General features: G+C 38.2%; 10 protein-coding genes. 7 read left to right on the plus strand and 3 right to left on the minus strand.

Annotated features, from left to right (window positions below; translation table 11 throughout):
• The first annotated feature begins 345 nt into the window (after positions 1 to 345).
• The 4 genes from ACP6PL_RS12880 (at position 346) to ACP6PL_RS12895 (ending at position 4,305) form a co-directional block, all read left to right on the plus strand.
• Positions 346 to 879 (plus strand): RDD family protein, encoded by a 534-nt coding sequence (locus tag ACP6PL_RS12880; RefSeq protein ID WP_426545662.1) that lies wholly within the window; start codon positions 346 to 348, stop codon positions 877 to 879.
• Between the two features lie 33 nt (positions 880 to 912).
• Positions 913 to 1,101: a 50S ribosomal protein L33 gene (gene rpmG / locus ACP6PL_RS12885; RefSeq protein ID WP_094672223.1), complete on the plus strand. Its 189-nt coding sequence runs from the start codon at positions 913 to 915 to the stop codon at positions 1,099 to 1,101.
• 69 nt (positions 1,102 to 1,170) lie between these two features.
• Entirely contained in the window at positions 1,171 to 1,386 is a 216-nt protein-coding gene (gene rpsR / locus ACP6PL_RS12890) for a 30S ribosomal protein S18 (RefSeq protein ID WP_426545663.1), read from the plus strand.
• 876 nt (positions 1,387 to 2,262) lie between these two features.
• A complete protein-coding gene (locus ACP6PL_RS12895; RefSeq protein WP_426545664.1) occupies positions 2,263 to 4,305 on the plus strand; it encodes a ribonuclease catalytic domain-containing protein in 2,043 nt (680 codons plus the stop codon).
• Positions 4,306 to 5,224: 919 nt separating this feature from the next.
• Here ACP6PL_RS12895 and recJ read toward each other — a convergent pair.
• Positions 5,225 to 7,309: a single-stranded-DNA-specific exonuclease RecJ gene (gene recJ, locus ACP6PL_RS12900; protein ID WP_426545665.1), complete on the minus strand. Its 2,085-nt coding sequence runs from the start codon at positions 7,307 to 7,309 to the stop codon at positions 5,225 to 5,227.
• 1,278 nt (positions 7,310 to 8,587) lie between these two features.
• On the opposite strand from recJ, the gene ACP6PL_RS12905 reads away from it, so the two are divergent.
• Positions 8,588 to 8,719, plus strand: a complete 132-nt coding sequence (locus ACP6PL_RS12905) for a hypothetical protein (RefSeq protein ID WP_426545666.1) — start codon at positions 8,588 to 8,590, stop codon at positions 8,717 to 8,719.
• 707 nt (positions 8,720 to 9,426) lie between these two features.
• On the opposite strand, the gene psaB is transcribed toward ACP6PL_RS12905, so the two are convergent.
• Both psaB and psaA read right to left on the minus strand, forming a co-directional pair.
• Positions 9,427 to 11,655 (minus strand): photosystem I core protein PsaB, encoded by a 2,229-nt coding sequence (psaB, locus tag ACP6PL_RS12910; RefSeq protein WP_426545667.1) that lies wholly within the window; start codon positions 11,653 to 11,655, stop codon positions 9,427 to 9,429.
• A gap of 115 nt (positions 11,656 to 11,770) precedes the next feature.
• Complete coding sequence (gene psaA / locus ACP6PL_RS12915; protein ID WP_426545668.1) at positions 11,771 to 14,032, minus strand: photosystem I core protein PsaA; 2,262 nt, start codon at positions 14,030 to 14,032, stop codon at positions 11,771 to 11,773.
• A gap of 659 nt (positions 14,033 to 14,691) precedes the next feature.
• Between psaA and ACP6PL_RS12920 the strand changes: the two genes are divergently transcribed.
• Together ACP6PL_RS12920 and ACP6PL_RS12925 are read left to right on the plus strand one after the other, a co-directional pair.
• Complete coding sequence (locus ACP6PL_RS12920) at positions 14,692 to 16,884, plus strand: ubiquitin family protein (RefSeq protein ID WP_426545669.1); 2,193 nt, start codon at positions 14,692 to 14,694, stop codon at positions 16,882 to 16,884.
• A gap of 465 nt (positions 16,885 to 17,349) precedes the next feature.
• On the plus strand, positions 17,350 to 18,864 hold the full coding sequence (locus ACP6PL_RS12925; RefSeq protein ID WP_426545670.1) for a thioredoxin-like domain-containing protein: 1,515 nt from the start codon (positions 17,350 to 17,352) through the stop codon (positions 18,862 to 18,864).
• The last annotated feature ends 409 nt before the right edge of the window (positions 18,865 to 19,273 follow it).

Genomic DNA, 19,273 nt, shown 5'->3' on the forward strand with positions numbered 1-19,273 from the left:
CTAATCTAGTGCTATGCACAAAAACAGATAAAAGTTTTCTAATTTTTGTCTTTATTTCATCTTTGATGAAAGGTTAAGTGATGAAAGGTTAAGAAAAATTGACAAAGAAAAAAATAATAAAATCCTTATAATATAGCACTTTTTTGCATGATTGTGAAAAAAGTCTTGGAATTACGAAACAAGTAATAGGGCTCATAATATCAGGATTTTGATATAGTGGCTAGATTTTTGATAAATCATTTAGGATTACTACCAAATGAAAAACAGTAATTTACAATAGTAAGAAAAGTCAATAAAGCAATTAAATATTCTGCTAGCCAGACCAAATAATTAGAGTCAAGCATAATGAGTGATGATATTATACCCCAACTGCCAAAAGCTCCTCTATCCCGTCGTACAGCAGCATTCAGCATAGATGCTGGAGTGGTTTGGTTTATTAGTGCCATAATTAGCAATAATTGGTTCACCTTTATTTTATTTTTTGTGGTACTTTGGATCGCTATACGAGTGCTAATGGTCTACAAAAACCAAGGTCAAAGTATAGGGCACTTTGCTCTAGATATGAAAGTTTTAGATACTAGATACCAAAGAACTCCTGGTATCCTAGAATTATCAAAGCGAGAAGGAATTTTAGCACTAGCTGGGTCATTTGCTATGCTAGGGGTGAGTAATTTGACATCAGGAAATGCGGCTGTTTTACTACTAATAATGCCCTTATTTCTGGACTTTACAGTAGCTTTGGTAGATATTGAAAGGTATCAGCAAGCTTTCCATGACAGAATATCCCAAACTATAGTAGTGGGAACTATGCGTGGTTACTCTCTAGATATTAAGCTGAGGTGGTTACTTGACGAAGCCAAGCGTTATATGAGAAAATAATAATTTGTGTTTAAGATTAATGGAAAGTGAAATATGGCTAAAGGGGTAAGAATTATTATTACACTAGAGTGTACGGAGTGTAGAACTAATTCTGATAAACGTTCACAAGGTGTTTCTAGGTACACAAGCACTAAAAACCGTAGGAATACAACAGCAAGATTAGAGTTGAAGAAATTCTGTACTCACTGTAATAAACATACAGTTCACAAAGAAATTAAGTAAAACGTCAGTGAGTATTAAAAACAATAGACAGCTAAAACGTAAACAAAAATAACTAACAAATAATTAGCAATGAATTACTACCGTAAAAGAGTATCACCAATTAAACCAGGAGAACCCATCGACTACAAAGATGTTGAATTACTGAAGAAATATATTACAGAAAGAGGAAAAATTCTGCCAAGAAGAATCACAGGTTTAACATCCAAACAGCAAAGAGATTTGACAAAAAGTATCAAAAGAGCCAGATTAGTGGCATTGTTGCCTTATGTTAATAAGGAGAGCTGAATATCGGGAGGTTTGAGACTGGAGATGTTGGGAAAATTAGAAAAATTTTAATATATAAAACCCAACATTATTCAAAAAATATTCTGTTATAGTGGCAGTTTAATGGATAAGTAATTGAAAGTGAATTATTAAGCCAGTTAGTGTAAATTTAGGGTGATCGACTGTTAAACTTGAACTGTAGAAAGTTGTTTTTTTGTAGAAAATTTTGATTCCGATAAAATAAACATCAAGTTAATGGATAAAAAATTGAGTTAAGTGTCAATGTATTTAATCCTTAAGTTGTTAGTTGGAATTAGTAAATGAAAGTTGTTGATAGATATATAATTAGACAAAAATATCAGTATTGACGGGTGTCTTATGATTTAGTTTTTTCGACGTAAAAACTTATATAGACTCCCTAATTATTACTGCGGTCAACAATTTTTTTTACTGGTGAAATTCTGGATTCAACTTAACTATATTACTATACTAAGAATAGTGATTCTTATATATAGCCTTGCCGAGTAAATTATCAAAACAAATGATTAAATATAACGCAAGTCGATTAACCTTAGGTAAATATCAGAGTAAAAGAATATAGTAAGCATTCAGCTATAGTAAGCATTAAGCTTTTCCTGTAGAATGCTATTTAAGCAGCTTTTGAAAGAATCAAGCAATTACCAAAATAAACTGATTACCTTTTTATTCGTAAATCTTATTCTTCTTGGAGGCTAATTATTCCTTGGGAAACAGTTAATAACTTAACCTTTAACGTAGTCCCTCTGTAAAAGGCTAGCTGACGGCTGAATGGTTACAGAATCTCAAACAAGATTATAGAAAAAACCACAACCCAGACAAAGCTTAAGAAAACTTACACAATATAAATTTTAAGATAAAGTGGAGAAGGGAAGATTAATAGAATTTAGACTGCACGGAGAGCGACGACTAGCTGTGGCAGAACGTCCTGATGGTAAAAAAAACTGGGTCGTGGTAGAAGCAAATGGTAGGTCTAATAGTATACCCCCAAAGCAAATAAGTTATGAAGTAGCAGGAGAAAGTTACAAATCATCAGAAATTCCCCAATTTCTTCAGGAAGTAGAAACTTATCTAGACCCTTCAAGTTTAGAAGTAGCATGGGAACTGCTAGTAGAAGAAGCAGAAACAGTAAATCCAGCAGAAATGGCACTATTGCTATTTTCAGAACAAACACCAAGCCAATGTTACGCAGCACATATATTATTATCAGACGATAAACTCTACTTCAAGCAAAAAGGCGATCGCTACGAACCCCGTCCCCTAGCTCAAGTAGCAGAAATCAAACATCAACAAGAAGTCCAAAAGCAACGAAAACAAGAATTAGAAAACTTTTTACTTCGAGTACACAACCGATTAGCAGGAGAAGAGGTGGACTGGCAACAAAGTGATTATAATCGCCTAGATGCCATAGAAAAATTTGCGACTCACGGAGAAGAAACCTCTCATCGGAACCAGGCCATGGAGACCTTGGCTATCTTAGAACTACCAGAAACTTCAGAAGCAGCGTTTAAACTATTAGTGGATCTAGCTATATGGAGCGAGCATGAAAATTTATATTTGCGACGTAGCCAGATTCCAACACATTTTTCTACCAAGGTACTAGAAGTGGCCAAAAGCTGCCTGCAATCCCTCCCACCAGATCCAGACACAAACCGTTTGGACTTAACCCATCTCAAAGTCTATACAATTGATGATGAAAGTACGCGAGAAATAGATGATGGTCTGAGCATAGAATTTTTAGAAGATGGTCAACAACGGATATGGGTGCATATAGCTGACCCCACTCGTTTACTGACTCCTGGTGATGAGTTAGACCTAGAGGCCAGACGCAGAACTACTACTTTATATTTACCTACTGGTATGGTTCCTATGTTTCCCTCAGAGTTGGCAACGGGACCAATGAGTCTAATTCAGGGACAAGTTTGCAGCGCTTTGAGTTTTGGCATTCTTTTAGATGAAACTGGGGGAGTTATAGATTACAAAATTCATGCCAGCTTAATCAAACCCACCTACCGCCTCACTTATGATGATGTGGATGAAATGCTACAGTTAAAAATTAAGCCAGAACCAGAAATTCATGCTCTGAATGACTGGGCTAAACAAAGATTTAAGTGGCGACAGTCACAAGGCTCGATTAGTATCTATATGCCAGAGTCAGTAATTAAGGTTAAAAATGAAGGTGAAGAAATAACAGTAGAGGTTTTGGATGATTCACCATCAAGGCAGCTCGTAGCAGAGATGATGATTTTAGCAGGGGAAGTAGGGGCAAAATATGGTCAAGAAAATAATCTTCCTCTACCTTACCGCAGTCAACCTCAACCGGAACTGCCGCCAGAGTCAGAACTAATGTTGTTGCCAGCAGGCCCAGTTCGTTCTACAGCTATGCGTCGATGTATGCCTAAAAGTGAGATGGGTACTATACCTGCTCGTCATGCAAGTTTGGCTTTAGAAACTTATGTTCAGGTAACTTCTCCTATTCGGCGTTATAGCGATTTATTAGCCCATTTTCAGATTAAAGCTCATTTGCGGGGAGATCCTTTACCTTTTACTCCAGATCAGATGCAGGAAATGGTGATGAGTTTAGTTCCTGCGGTGAAAGAAGCTTCTAGTGTGGAAAGGTTTACTAACCGTTATTGGGGTTTGGAATATTTACGGCGTAATTCTGATGAGGTTTGGCAGGCATTGATAATTCGCTGGTTGAAAGAAGAAATTAATCTAGGGTTAGTTTTGTTAGAAGAGTTGGGCTTAGAGTTGGCGATGCGGTTTGGTAGATCGGTTGAAGTGGGCGATCGCTTGGAGGTGAAGGTTGCTCATGCTGATCCTCGTAAGGATGAAATTATATTCCAAGAAATAATTTCGACTGTAGCAGAATCAACAAGAGAGGGAGTAGGGAGTAGGGAGTAGGGGAGTGTGAAGAGTGTGGGGAGTTCGGTAGTGGACTGTTTTATCTAAAATAGTCCATGAGTAATTAATGAATAGACTAACAAAGCTAAAACTGTGCAGATCGTTTTTTTCGTATAGTTTGTTATGGCAAGGTTTGAGCTTTTTTTTCTAATGCAACATTTGGTCATGGTGTACAAGTAATGATTTTTGCTCTTTTACCGATCTGTAAAAGTGCTTGAGAAAATGAATTAACTATTTCCCTATAGGCAATAGTTGGAAAATTTTACTATCCATCACCTCTGGCGGAGTGCTTCAGCAAATAAATTAACTATTGTTCTATAGACAAGAGTAAGAAAATTTTACTACTCATCACCTCTGGCTGGGTGCTTGAACAAATGAATTAACTATTGCTCTATACGCAATAGCTGAAAAATTTTACCACCCATCACCTCTATCGGGGTGCTTGAGCAAATGAATTAACTATGGCTCTATACGCAATAGCTGAAAAATTTTACTATCCATCACCTCTGGCTGTGTGCTTGAGCAAATGAATCAGCTATTGCTCTATACGCAATAGTCAGAAATTTTGACTACCCATCTCCATCTTGCGGAGTGCTTGAGCAAATAAATTAACTATTGCTCTATACGCAATAGTTGGAAATTTTCACTATCCATCACCTCCGGCTGGGTGCTTGAACAAATGAATTAACTATTGCTCTATACGCAATAGCTGAAAAATTTTACCACCCATCACCTCTGGCGGGGTGCTGACAGCAATGAATCAACTATTGCTCTATACACAATAGTTAGAAATTTTGACTACCCATCTCCATCTTGCGGAGTAGCAAATGAATTAACTATTGCTCTATACGCAATAGTCAGAAATAAGGAGAAAGTTTAGAGACCAAGGAAGAGTTTAGAAGCCAAACCTACGTTATCGTTAACTCAGCTTCAAAGCATTCATCGCTGCCCTAATTAAATTAAAAAAACGAGCTTCAGAAACATTGACCTCTTTAGCATCATTTCGACTTTTTCCTAACAAACCAAATTTTTTTCCCTGTTGAATTGCTAAGACTTCACCACGGGAATTTCTTATTCTTAATTCTTGTGTATCTCCGATTTGATAAAGACTGCAAGTATAGGGGCGATCGCTGTAAGAAAATTCTGCTTTTTGAGGAGGAGTAGATGAGTTTTGGTGATGGGAAATTTCTATAGGTAAACGTAAACCAACTAATTCTAATTCAATATTAGTTTGAAAATTCCAAGTATTTTCCTTTAACTGATAAGCAATATCAACTAATTGAGGTAAAGGAAAATAATCTCCCCAACGCCAAGCGATCGCCTGAATTTCTGTTTCTCCTTTAGCTAAAGTTAATTTAATATGACCTTTACCGACAATTCTTTGTTGAGAAATTCGTACATTCCGACTCCAAAATATAGGAGCTTTATTTTCGATTCCGCAGGGATGAAGTAAATCTATTTGACGAAATAAGTCAAAATTAAGTTCTGGAAATTCTGCTTCACCATCAATAGTAACCAACGGTTTTAACTGATTAATTTCTAAACATTGAGAAGCAAATTCACTCAAACGGGAGCGAAATTTATCTAAATTTTCTCCAGGCAAAGAAAAACCGCCTGCTGCTTTATGACCACCATATTTTCCTAATAACTCGTCACAAAATTGTAACGCTTCAAAAACGTGAAATTCAGGAATACCACGAGCAGAACCCCGAATTGTGGAAGCTAAGGTCATCCCTACATCTGTGGCCAAATCTGTGTCTACCTCTTCCTCATAACTGCCAATAAAAACAGGCACGCCATAACGTTCCACTAACCGAGAAGCAACAATACCAATAACCCCATGATGCCACCCTGGTTGCACAACTACTAAAACCCTTTCCTGCTGTAAATTTATTTGACTCTCTTCGCACCAAGCGATCGCCTCTGCTTCAATTTCTGCACACAACTCTTGTCGTCGTTGATTAATTTGTTCACATTGCATCGCCCTTTCTAAAGCTATGCCCATATCATTTGTAGTTAAAAGTTCAATCACAATTTGCGGGTCAGCGATACGCCCCACAGCATTGATACGAGGGCCAAGACGAAAGCCAATATCATCAGGTTTCAGAGATTTTTGATTATTAGTTTGTTTAGTATTTCCCTGCTCTTGTGCTTTAACACCGGATACTTGAATTAATGCTTGCACTCCCGCTAACTGGGAGCGGGGTAAAAGTTGTAACCCTCGTTTCACCCAGCGACGGTTGACTCCAGTTAAAGGTGCTAAGTCAGCAATGGTGCCGAGGGTAAATAATTCTAACAGAGGTTTAATTAAACCATCGAGTTTTCCCAGACGTTGTGCTAGAGATACTGCCAAAATATAAGCAACTCCTACACCTGCAACACTGCGATAGGGAGAATTTTCTGAGATTAATTTAGGGTTGAGGATAGCGTTAGCAGGTGGTAGGTTAGGTGGAATATCGTGATGGTCAGTAATAATAATATTTAGACCTAATTCTCTAGCTTTGGCAATAGGTTTATAAGCAGCAATACCATTGTCTACAGTTAGGATAAGACTAACTCCTTCTTGATGAAACTCTTCGACGATGCGTTCGTTGATACCATAACCTTCCTGCATCCGACTGGGGATGGCATAGTCAACTTTTGCTCCCAGGTGTTTGAGAGTACGTAATAATAAAGCAGTGCTGGTCATTCCATCTGCATCATAATCACCACAGATAGCAATTTTTTGCTTTTGTGAAATTGTGATTTCTAATAAATTTAGACTGATATCTAAGTCGGGAAATTCTTGTATTGGAGAAGGTAATTTGATTGACTCAGGGTCTAAAAATGCTTGTGCTTGTTTTATAGTAGAAATATCACGATTAATTAATGTTTGAGCTATTAAGGGTAATATTTCTAAGCTCTTAGATAATTGTTGGGTTGTTTCTCGTTGCTCTTGATGTATTAACCATCTTTGGTTAGGTAGTTTTTGCTGTTTGGTTTGGCCGTGAGATTTATTTTGCACAGTATTTTTAATTCAAAAGTTAATAATTTTTCAGTTGATAATTAATTCTTTGTCTTAGAATAACATTGTGACAAAATAATTTTTGATGTACGAGATAAATATGCTAATAAAGTTTAAGAGTATAAAAATTTGTGGTAGCAATATTGCTCCGTTTTAAACCTCTAAACGTCAACATTTAGCTATTAATATTCAGCTTTTCCTACGAAATACCACGCACATGGCTTTTGTCAAGAATAAAGCAAATCTAAAGTTAGCTAATGACCAATTTCATTTGCTGGGGATGCTGTACAAACAGAACTTTTAATTCTCTTTAGAGACTAATTCCTTTTCCTTCTTTCCTCTGATAATGAGTTAATGATTCATAGTTGTTAACGGAGTTCCTCCCCAGGAGGCTAGCTAATGACTGATGACTGTTTGCGAAGCATTGGGGAGAAAATGCTTACTTCCAAATTATGAAAATTTTCTAAATAATGAAGAAATTAAAAAAATTTACCGAAAATAATATTCGGATGCTAAAATTTTAGTAGTCTATCGTAATAATTTTAGAAATGACTCATTTAATTCAAATGCAAATGAACTGTGCTTGTGAATCATGTTCGTGCATTTTTTGTCCGATAGTTGCAGTAACTGTTGTCTCCATGCTATTTTTTGCCCTTAAAAAGGTTTTGAGTCCAATCAATAGTCAACCATCAATAAATAGTAGCTATATTAATGAGAACGTTAATCAGTACAACTGATTTAACTACGAAATTCAATCTGTGACAGACTAGATATTTTGCAGATTTTTGTTTGACTTTTGATTAATAACTTGCCATATATTATCACTTCATAATTTTCAGGGTGAACTTCTACTTATAAGAAAAATTATTATTAAGCTGTTCTTTCATTTATTTGTATCTAATTTTTTTATTTTTGAAGAAGAGAATGCCGAGAAGTATTTCTTTTTGCGATTAAAAAAGCTCTCCACAAATACATAACACTACACAAATAGATTAGGACATTTATAAATTCTCAAACTCACTCAGAGATTACTTTTGACTTTTGGCTTTTGACTTGCATGTAGCGCTACACTGCTATGCGCTTTAATCAGATGTTGAAGCGTACTTGATACTTCTGGGAAAAACGTTATTTTGCAGAAGGTTTTCCCAATACTGACCAAGAAATACCTCTCCCCAACCCCTCTCCTTGCAGGAGAGGGGAGAAACTCCCCCTCCCCTACTAGGGAAGGGGGAAGGGGGTTAGGTTTTTCATGGAAATGGAAACCCCAAGGCAGCTAAAATGCGTGAGGGTTTTTTCTATGACTTTAGTAATTATAGTAGTTATGAATGTTTGACTAATGATGGTCTAACTCAATGGCATCCAGCTTTTTTACGCTTGGGTAATACTCTGGAGGAATGTGCCAGAAAGTAGAAGCGTTTCTGTCGTCGCTATCGGTCAAAAAAGAAGTCCCCTAGAAAATGCGACTCAGTAAGTAGATTTCTAGAGGATGTTATGATTGAGTCTGCGGGTAAGAGGCGATCGCTAACTAAACCTCAGTCTTCTCCTTTTGTTCTCCCCCCGTACCAGTTATCGGAAAACTCCGAACTGACAAGGGTAGTGAGTCAATTTTTCAGGGCAAACAGACCTAACGTTGTTGAGTTGAAAGAATTTTGATAATTGAGTTTGAGCAATGTTATTGCACGAAGACCTTATCAAAGGAATTAACCTATATGTGGGACTCCATGTGCCGAAGTCCACTGTGAAAAATGTACGAATACATGCCCTATAGCCCCTCCATTGACTTTATCCAGAGACTCCTCGGACAATTCCTCCATTCCGTATATCTTTCCTTCACCTCCAGTTGTGGGTGATTGTTTTTTTTGGTTTTGTTGTTTTTTGTTTTGTTTTGACTTGTACATTCTCTTTCTTTTCTCTCCTTGTTTCTTAGTTGATCCTAAATACAATATACAAAAATATACAAATATACCATTTATCGCCAATAGTATTTTCACAACTTTATTAGATAGTTATTTGGAAATTAAAATTTAAACAACAGATAAAAAAAAACCTCCACCAACAAAGGTAGGAGGTTTAATTTAATTAATCTACTCAACCAGAGTTTAGCTAATCTCTAAAAGTTAACCAAACTTACCAGCAGTCGAGGCTATCAAGAACGCCGCGTAAGTCAGAACATAACCCACCGTGAAGTGAGCTAAACCAACAACACGAGCTTGAACAATAGAAAGAGCAACAGGCTTATCTTTCCAGCGAACTAAGTTAGCTAGAGGAGTACGCTCATGCGCCCAAACAATTGTTTCAATTAGCTCTTGCCAGTAACCACGCCAAGAGATGAGGAACATGAAACCAGTTGCCCAAACTAGGTGTCCGAATAAGAACATCCAAGCCCAAACAGACAAGTTATTAGTTCCATAAGGGTTATAACCGTTAATTAACTGGGAAGAGTTCAACCACAGATAATCACGGAACCAACCCATCAAATAAGTAGAAGATTGATTGAACTGAGCGAGGTTACCTTGCCATACAGACAGGTTCTTCCAGTGCCAGTAGAACGTTAACCAACCAATGGTGTTTAACATCCAGAACATAGCTAGGTAGAAAGAGTCCCAAGCAGAGATATCGCAAGTACCACCACGACCAGGGCCATCGCAAGGGAATGCGTAACCGAAATCTTTCTTGTCTGGCATTAGTTTAGAACCACGAGCATCCAACGCACCTTTAACCAAAATCAAAGTAGTTGTATGCAAACCTAGAGCGATCGCATGGTGAACCAAGAAATCTCCAGGCCCAATGGTTAAAAACAGAGAGTTAGTACCACTGTTGATAGCTTCTAACCAACCTGGTAACCATACATTACCATGGTTTGGCCAAGCTGTAGCAGCAATACTATCAGGGTTTGACAACAGCACATCCATGCCGTATAAAGCCTTCCCGGAAGCAGCTTGAACGAACTGAGCAAATACTGGCTCAATCAAGATTTGCTTTTCAGGAGTACCGAAAGCAACCACTACATCGTTATGTACATAAAGACCTAGAGTGTGGAAGCCTAAGAATAAAGAAACCCAGCTCAAGTGAGAGATGATTGCTTCTTTATGATTTAATACACGATCCAATACGTTGCCTTTGTTTTGCTCAGAATCATAATCCCGTACTAGGAAAATAGCACCGTGAGCAAATGCACCTACCATGATGAAACCAGCAATATACTGGTGGTGGGTGTAGAGCGCAGCCATTGTAGTGTAATCCCTTGCCATGAAAGCATAAGGAGGCAGAGCATACATATGCTGTGCTACCAAGGAAGTAATTACACCCAAGGAAGCTAGAGCTAAAGCTAACTGGAAGTGTAGAGAGTTGTTGAGAGTCTCATACAACCCTTGGTGAGGGAGGTTAAACTGACCTTCACTCTTACCACCAACTAAACCAGCTTTGGAGTCCAGCATTTCTTTGATGCTATGACCAATACCAAAGTTAGTCCGGTACATATGACCAGCAACTATAAAGAGAACCGCGATCGCCAAGTGGTGATGAGCCATATCAGTCAACCACAGGGACTCAGTTTGAGGATGGAAACCACCCAAGAAAGTCAAGATTGCAGTTCCCGCACCTTCGGAAGTACCAAATACATGGCTAGCAGTATCAGGATTTTGAGCATAAACGCCCCAATTTCCTGTAAAGAACGGACCTAAACCTGCTGGGTGAGGCATAGTACTTAGGAAATTATCCCAACCAACATGCTGTCCGCGAGATTCAGGAATTGCAACGTGAACCAAGTGACCAGTCCAAGCCAAGGAACTAACACCGAACAGACCTGCCAAGTGGTGATTCAGGCGGGATTCAGCATTTTTGAACCAAGCGAGACTAGGACGGAACTTGGGCTGGAGGTGTAACCAACCAGCAAACAGCATGAAGGATGCCAAGATCAGGAGGAAGATAGAACCCTGATACAAGTCTCCATTTGTTCTCATGCCGATGGTATACCACCAGTGGTAAATACCAGAATATGCAATATCTACTGGGTTAGAGGCACCTGCTTGAGTGAAAGCATCCACTGCAGGTTGACCGAATTGAGGGTCCCAAATCGCGTGGGCGATAGGACGTACATTTAGAGGATCTTTAATCCACTGTTCAAAGTTTCCTTGCCAGGCAACGTGGAACAGATTACCAGAAGTCCAGAGGAAAATGATTGCCAGATGGCCGAAGTGAGAAGCAAAAATCTTTTGGTAAAGATTTTCCTCCGTCATGCCATCGTGAGTCTCAAAGTCATGAGCTGTAGCAATCCCGTACCAGATCCGCCTGGTGGTTGGATCTTGTGCCAAGTCTTGGCTGAATTTTGGGAATTTTGTGGCCATAAATCTTTGATCTAAGTCTCGCGAGTCTTTGAGAATTTAGTGAGAATTTAGATTGAAATAGGGGATTGAGGATGAGTCAACCCCCAAGGAAGAATGTTAAAACGTTATTGGATTCTTATCCTACTGAAATTATTCGAGCCAGGAAGAATGCCCAAGTTGTAGCAATTCCACCTAGGAGATAGTGAGCTACCCCCACTGCCCGACCTTGGGTGATGCTTAAAGCACGAGGCTGAATTGCTGGAGCAACCTTTAACTTATTATGAGCCCAAACAATAGACTCGATCAACTCTTGCCAGTAGCCACGACCACTAAACAAGAACATTAAGCTAAATGCCCAGACAAAGTGTGCACCTAAGAACAACAAGCCGTAGGCAGACAGTTCTGAACCATAGGATGTAATTACATTTGAAGCTTGCGCCCACAAGAAGTCACGCAACCAACCATTGATGGTTATTGCACTTTGTGCAAAGTTACCGTAGGTAATGTGAGATACTGAACCGTCTGCGGCTACTGTTCCCCAAACGTCTGACTGCATCTTCCAGCTAAAGTGGAAAATCACAATTGACAGAGAATTATACATCCAGAACAGACCTAAGAACACATGGTCCCAACCGGAAACTTGACAAGTACCACCACGACCAGGACCGTCGCAAGGGAACCTGAAGCCTAATTCACTCTTATCTGGAATTAGACGAGAGCTACGAGCATACAGTACACCTTTGAGAAGAATCAGAGCTGTAACATGGATGGTAAAGGCATGGATATGATGAACCATAAAGTCCGCCGTACCCAATGTCATTGGCATCATTGCTACTTTGCCACCTACTGCTAATACATCGCCACCAAAAATTGGGCTAACAGATGCTAAAGCATTAGGAGCAGTATTGCCAGGAGCCATCATATGGATATTTTGTACCCACTGAGCAAAGATTGGCTGCAATTGAATACCGGTATCAGAGAACATATCCTGGGGACGACCAAACGCACGCATAGTGTCGTTGTGGACGTATAAACCGAAGCTATGGAAGCCCAAGAATATACATACCCAGTTCAAATGGGAAATAATTGCATCCCGGTGACGAATGACTCGATCCAACACGTTGTTAACATTCTTTGCTGGATCATAATCCCGCACCATAAAAATAGCACCATGTGCTCCTGCTCCCACAATCAGGAATCCGCCAATCCACATATGGTGTGTGAACAGAGATAACTGAGTTGGGTAGTCAGTAGCAATATAGGGATATGGTGGCATTGCATACATATGATGCGCCACAATGATGCTAAGGGAACCCATCATCGCTAAGTTAATTGCTAACTGAGCGTGCCAGGAAGTTGTCAGAGCTTCATAGAGACCTTTATGACCTTCACCACCAATTAGAAGTGGATCTTTGTGAGCCTCTAAGATTTCTTTCATGCTATGACCAATGCCCCAGTTTGTCCGGTACATATGGCCAGCAACGATGAATAACACCGCTAGTGCCAAGTGATGGTGAGCTGTATCAGATAACCATAAGCCACCTGTTACAGGATTTAAACCACCCTTAAAGGTTAAGAAGTCAGCGTACTCTGCCCAATTCAATGTAAAGAATGGGGTTAAACCTTTGGCAAAACTAGGGTACAACTCTGCCATCAAGCTTTTGTTCAAGATAAACTCATGGGGTAGAGGAATATCTGCTGGTGCTACCCCAGAATCTAACAACTTATTAATTGGCAGAGAAACATGAATCTGGTGACCTGCCCAAGACAAGCAACCTAGACCCAGTAAACCTGATAAGTGGTGATTCATCATTGATTCCACATTCTGGAACCATTCCAACTTAGGAGCACTTTTGTGATAATGGAACCAACCAGCAAACAACATCAAAGCAGCCATTACTAAGGCTCCAATTGCTGTGCAATATAGTTGGAACTCATTGGTTATCCCAGAAGCACGCCATAATTGAAATAATCCAGAGGTAATTTGGATTCCGTGGAAACCACCACCAACATCACCATTTAAAATTCCTTGGCCTACGATAGGCCACACTACTTGAGCACTTGGTTTAATTCCTGTAGGGTCTGTTAACCAAGCCTCATAGTTGGAAAACTTAGCGCCATGAAAATATGCGCCACTCAACCAGATAAAGATTACGGCCAGATGGCCGAAGTGTGCGCTGAAGATTTTACGTGATACGTCTTCTAAATCGCTGGTATGACTATCAAAGTCGTGAGCGTCAGCATGGAGGTTCCAAATCCAGGTAGTGGTTTTTGGTCCTCTTGCTAAAGACCGATCAAAGTGACCAGGCTTGCCCCACTTTTCAAATGAAGTAGGTACTGGGTCCTTATCTACGGTTACTTTTACTTTTGCCTCGCGCTCTGGAGGACTTATGGTCATGAAGACTCTCCTCTCCCAAAGACAATTAACTAAATTATTTATGTTGTAGATACTGATAAAAGTTGTAAAGAATTATCAACATCTTTTGCAAGTTTACAGGTTTTAACTGCTCTATTGCTGGAGTGCAACATCACACTCTTTGTTTATGCCAAAACTATACAATATTTTGGCGATAATCTGACAAATACATAGATTGGGTTTTACCAATTCAATGTAAGTGCAAACTTCTTTAGGTGATTATAGACTTGCTTAAGAAGTTTAAGTTGTATGTTTACAATTATTAAAATTTCTTGATGACGGATTAATAAAGTATGATTTGTTTTTCACAGTAGAGAAAAAAAGTCAAGGCATATAACCGGAAAGTTAACTAATCTTTAAATTTGACTATGGTCAATATGGACATTTAAACATTTTACTAAGCTCTTACAACCTTACGTCCATCTTGTTAATTAATTATCTATAATTGGGACTCATTTACAGAAGTTCCCCAGTCAATATAGATAAAATGTATATAATCCCCTATTCTCTCTAGCTGAAACCCTTGATTTTCCTTGAAGTACCTAATCTTAAATTTATAAACGTCATATCTATATATATAGATAACTACCAACTATGAAACACAAAAAAATTAGTTTGTCCTTAATAAATACTGATAAACTTTGGTTTGTCAGACTAAAGTTGCCAGTGAAGTTAGAAATACACGGCAGAGTAAGAGTCTTGGCGTTAAGCTAATTCATAGAAAAAACTTAAATGTTAACTCTAAATTTATAGGAGTATCCTCAGTGTTTGGCATAAATTTGCAAGCAACATATCTCAGAAAAATTATCACATTCCTAATTACAATAGTTTTAATATCTGGTTTAGTTAGTTGTAGCGATCGCCTCCCAGAATTACCTCAACTTCGTCCCCAAAAATCTGAAACCATATCTAAAACTAAAATATCTGAAGTTTCTCCCCCAGAAATAATTCAAAAATTACGTCAAGCAATAGACATATATCAACCCCAAATCACAATACAAAACCCACAACCAGATCAAATATTTGAAGACAATGATGTTACTCTGGAAGTCCAGGTGCAAGACTTAAATATGGGTAAGTCTGACCTAGATCTAGGATCTTATATAGAAGTAATCTTAGATGATAAACATTACACAAAAATTTATGATCTCAATGAGTCCTTTATCTTATCTGACTTAGAACCAGGTACTCATACCCTAAGAGTTTTTGCTTGTAGTCCATGGGATGAAAGTTTTAAGAACGAAGGTGCTTATGCTCAAGCTACATTTCATATCTTCACCAAAACCGCAAATAATAATCCTGCTCCAGACTTACCATTGTTAACTTATAATAGTCCGGTAGGTAGCTATGGTGAGGAACCCATTATGCTTGACTACTATCTCACCAATGCACCATTGCACTCGGTAGCGCAAGCAGATACTGAAGATGAAATAGATGATTGGCGTATTCGTGTTACTGTTAATGGAACCAGTTTCATCACCGATCAATGGCAATCAATATATTTACAAGGATTCCATCCAGGAAAAAATTGGATACAGTTAGAATATATTGATGAATTGGGTAATCCAATTAATAATGTTTATAACAATACTGTTCACCTAATTAACTACAAACCAGGTTTGGAAGATCCTCTCAGTAAAATAATTCGAGGAGAAATTTCACTAAAAGAAGCATTGAGTATCATTGATCTGGAATACATCTACGAGGAACTTGAACCTGAAATAACTCCAGAAGCAGAATTAGAACCAGTTCCTGTGACTGAAGCTATAACTGAAGAATTAGAGTCAGAGGAAACTTTTGTCGAACCTGAAATAGAAACAGAAGTAGAGCCAGAACTAGTTCCTGTGACTGAAGCGATAACTGAGGAATTAGAGTCAGAGGAAACTTTTGTCGAACCTGAAATAGAACCAGAAGTAGAATCAGTTCCTGTGACTGAAGCGATAACTGAGGAATTAGAGGCAGAGGAAACTTTTGCCGAACCTGAAGTAGAACCAGAACTAGTTCCTGTGACTGAAGCGATAACTGAGGAATTAGAGTCAGAGGAAACTTTTGTCGAACCTGAAATAGAACCAGAAGTAGAATCAGTTCCTGTGACTGAAGCGATAACTGAGGAATTAGAGGCAGAGGAAACTTTTGCCGAACCTGAAGTAGAACCAGAACTAGTTCCTGTGACTGAAGCGATAACTGAGGAATTAGAGTCAGAGGAAACTTTTGTCGAACCTGAAATAGAACCCACCTCAAAAGTCGAACCTACTGAATCAGAAGTACAACAAATACTGAAAGAAAAAATTGGCAAACTAAGGAATTGGGTTCAAGGTAGATTTAAAGGTATAAATCAAGTTACTGCAGAACAAGAAGAAACAACTCTTGAAGAAACTTTAAATTTTCCAAAAGAATCTGAAATTGAAGACTCACTTCAGGAAAATGAACCTTCTAATTTACCAGAAATAGTAGAGGAATTACCAATACCACAGTCACCAGAAGAAATAGCTCCTGAAGAAAATTCTAACCAGACTTCAAATCCAGAAGAAGTTAATAACTCTGTGGAAGATTCCTCAATGTCAGCAAATGAAGATGCTCAAGCAGAAACTACTTTAGAGTTAGAAGAAATTACTGAGGATAAACCTGAAGATGTTGTGGAATCTATACTACCTAAAAGTGATGATTCCGCACCAGAGGTTGATCTAGAAATTGAACCGGAAAATTTAGATGATTCCGTACCAGAGGTTAATCCAGAAATTGAACCAGAAAATACTTCTGATGTGGTGGAAAATTTAGATGATTCCGTACCAGAGGTTAATCCAGAAATTGAACCGGAAAATATAACTGAATAAACCAGGACTTACGAAGTACCGCTATATATAGCGTATAATTTTGTCATTATTCAAGATATACCCACTATAATTAGTGCCGTTGCGTAAGTTCTGTAAACTTTTGTATTAAGTCAAAAAATATGTCGATAAAAAACAAGTTCTACTTAATAATATCATGTCCGGATAATCAGTGATAAAAAAGTTTTTGTTTGTAGTAGGGCTTCAGCCCTAAGTATATATCGGGCTGAAGCCCTACTACGAACTTTAATTCTAACTATTCAACCGGACATGATATAACTGGTTTTTTATCAAGCAATAATTCAGGTAGGACTAACTATTGAACCTGAATAACTGGACAAAGTGCGAGTCCCCTGGGCGTAATTTAGATGGTGAAATGTGGACAAAATATGACCCACTTTGCTCATTTTCTCAGACTTCGCTAAATTTAGAAAAATATTAACTTTTAGTATTATTAATCTAATACCTATGTCTCGCGTTAGAGCTCCTGAACTGCCTCAAAATTACCCTTGGCTCAATACAGACCAACCTATATCCCTTCAATCTCTGAAAGGACGAGTGGTTATCTTAGATTTCTGGACTTACTGCTGTATTAACTGCCTCCACGTTTTGCCAGAACTAAAATTTCTTGAGCAAAAATACCCAGATAGCTTGACCGTTATTGGTGTCCACTCAGCTAAATTCGAGAATGAGAAAGAAGTGGAAAATATCCGCCAGGCCATACTTCGCTATGACGTTGAACACCCTGTTTTAGTTGATAGTGGGTCTAGAGTTTGGCAACAATATGCTGTTCGTGCATGGCCTACTTTCAAGATTATTGATCCAGAAGGATATGTGGTAGGGTCTTTTTCTGGTGAAGGTAAACGTGATGCTTTGGATGAAATTATTGGTAAGTTGATAGAAGAATATCAAAATAAAAGCAATATAGATTTTAAGGAAGTTAGTTTAATTCTGGAAAAGGAAAAGCAACCTTTAACTACACCTTTGGCATTTCCTGGTAAAGTTCTTGCTGATAGTCTTACCAATCAATTATTTGTTGCTGATACCGGACACCATCGCATTGTTGTCAGTACACTTGAGGGTGAGGTTTTGCAGATTATTGGTAGTGGAAAAGCAGGATTAATTGATGGTTCATTTGATGAAGCTCAATTTTCGGCTCCCCAAGGTATGACTTTTGATGCTAAAAATCAAGTTTTATATGTTGCTGATACAGAAAATCATGCTCTACGCAAAATAGATTTTCAAACTCAGCAGGTGGAAACTATTGCAGGTACGGGAGAACAAAGTCGTCAAATTTTACCAGATACTGGGATTGCTAAAGAAACTAAGCTTAATTCTCCTTGGGATGTGGAAAAGGTAGGCGATCGGCTTTTTATTGCTATGGCAGCTTCACACCAAATATGGTTATTGGAACTTGATACTGGTATTATTAGTATTTATGCAGGTAATGGTGGGGAATCTTGTGTAAATGGTTCTTTGACAGAATCAGCTTTTGCTCAACCTAGTGGTATTAGTACAGATGGCAATGAGTTATTTGTTGCTGATAGTGAGGTTAGTTCAGTTAGAGCTGTGGGTGTTAATGAGCATCCTAAAGTGCGTACTATTTGTGGCAGTGAGGAATTATTTGGCTTTGGAGACAAGGATGGTCGAGGTCTAGAGGTTTTGCTACAGCATTGTTTGGGAGTAGAGTATACTCAAAATTATGTTTGGGTTGCTGATACTTATAATCACAAAATTAAGCGTGTGGAATATCATGCGGGTTTATGTCGTACCATGTTAGGAGATGGTACTGCTGGTCATCAAGATGGACAAGGTATTAATTCTCGTTTTTCTGAACCATCAGGATTAAGTGCGATCGCGCAACATTTATTTATTGCAGATACAAATAATCATCTGATTCGGAGAATTGAACTAGATACACTTGAAGTAACTACCGTGGAATTTCCTGGTTTGTGCGCTCCTGATGTTTGTTTGCCTAGTTAGGATTTGGGATTGGAAGTCTTATGGGTGAGGAGTCAGGAGATGTCTATTAATTATAAAAAAGTTTTTGTTTGTAGTAGGGCTTTAGCCCTAAGATAGATATTTATCGGGCTAAAGCCCTACTACGAGCTTTAATTATTACTGTTAAACCGGACATGATATTACTTGATTAATTGCTCGCCTGATAGTATTTTACATTATTGGTATACGTTAATATCTGTTGATAAATCTATAAAATTAGAGATTTTCTTTCCTCCTTCCTCCTTATTACCGAATAATTAAGGTATAAAGCCTCTCACTCGCCGTGGAGAAACAATGAATCTATTTTCCTTTTATTCAATCCAATCCGTTTTAGGGAGAGTTCATTAATTGATAATTGATAATGGATAATTGATAATTACCTCTGGTTAAA

This window comes from Dapis purpurea BLCC-M126 (assembly GCF_050015975.1).
Taxonomy (GTDB): Bacteria; Cyanobacteriota; Cyanobacteriia; order Cyanobacteriales; family Microcoleaceae; genus Trichodesmium.

Excerpts from the sequence above, each read along its gene's own strand:
- ACP6PL_RS12880 (WP_426545662.1), top strand. The coding sequence starts at position 346 with ATGAGTGATGATATTATACCCCAACTGCCAAAAGCTCCTCTATCCCGT.
- rpsR (WP_426545663.1), top strand. The coding sequence starts at position 1,171 with ATGAATTACTACCGTAAAAGAGTATCACCAATTAAACCAGGAGAACCC.
- rpmG (WP_094672223.1), top strand. The coding sequence starts at position 913 with ATGGCTAAAGGGGTAAGAATTATTATTACACTAGAGTGTACGGAGTGT.
- ACP6PL_RS12905 (WP_426545666.1), top strand. The coding sequence starts at position 8,588 with ATGCGTGAGGGTTTTTTCTATGACTTTAGTAATTATAGTAGTTATGAA.
- psaB (WP_426545667.1), bottom strand. The coding sequence starts at position 11,655 with ATGGCCACAAAATTCCCAAAATTCAGCCAAGACTTGGCACAAGATCCA.
- psaA (WP_426545668.1), bottom strand. The coding sequence starts at position 14,032 with ATGACCATAAGTCCTCCAGAGCGCGAGGCAAAAGTAAAAGTAACCGTA.
- ACP6PL_RS12925 (WP_426545670.1), top strand. The coding sequence starts at position 17,350 with ATGTCTCGCGTTAGAGCTCCTGAACTGCCTCAAAATTACCCTTGGCTC.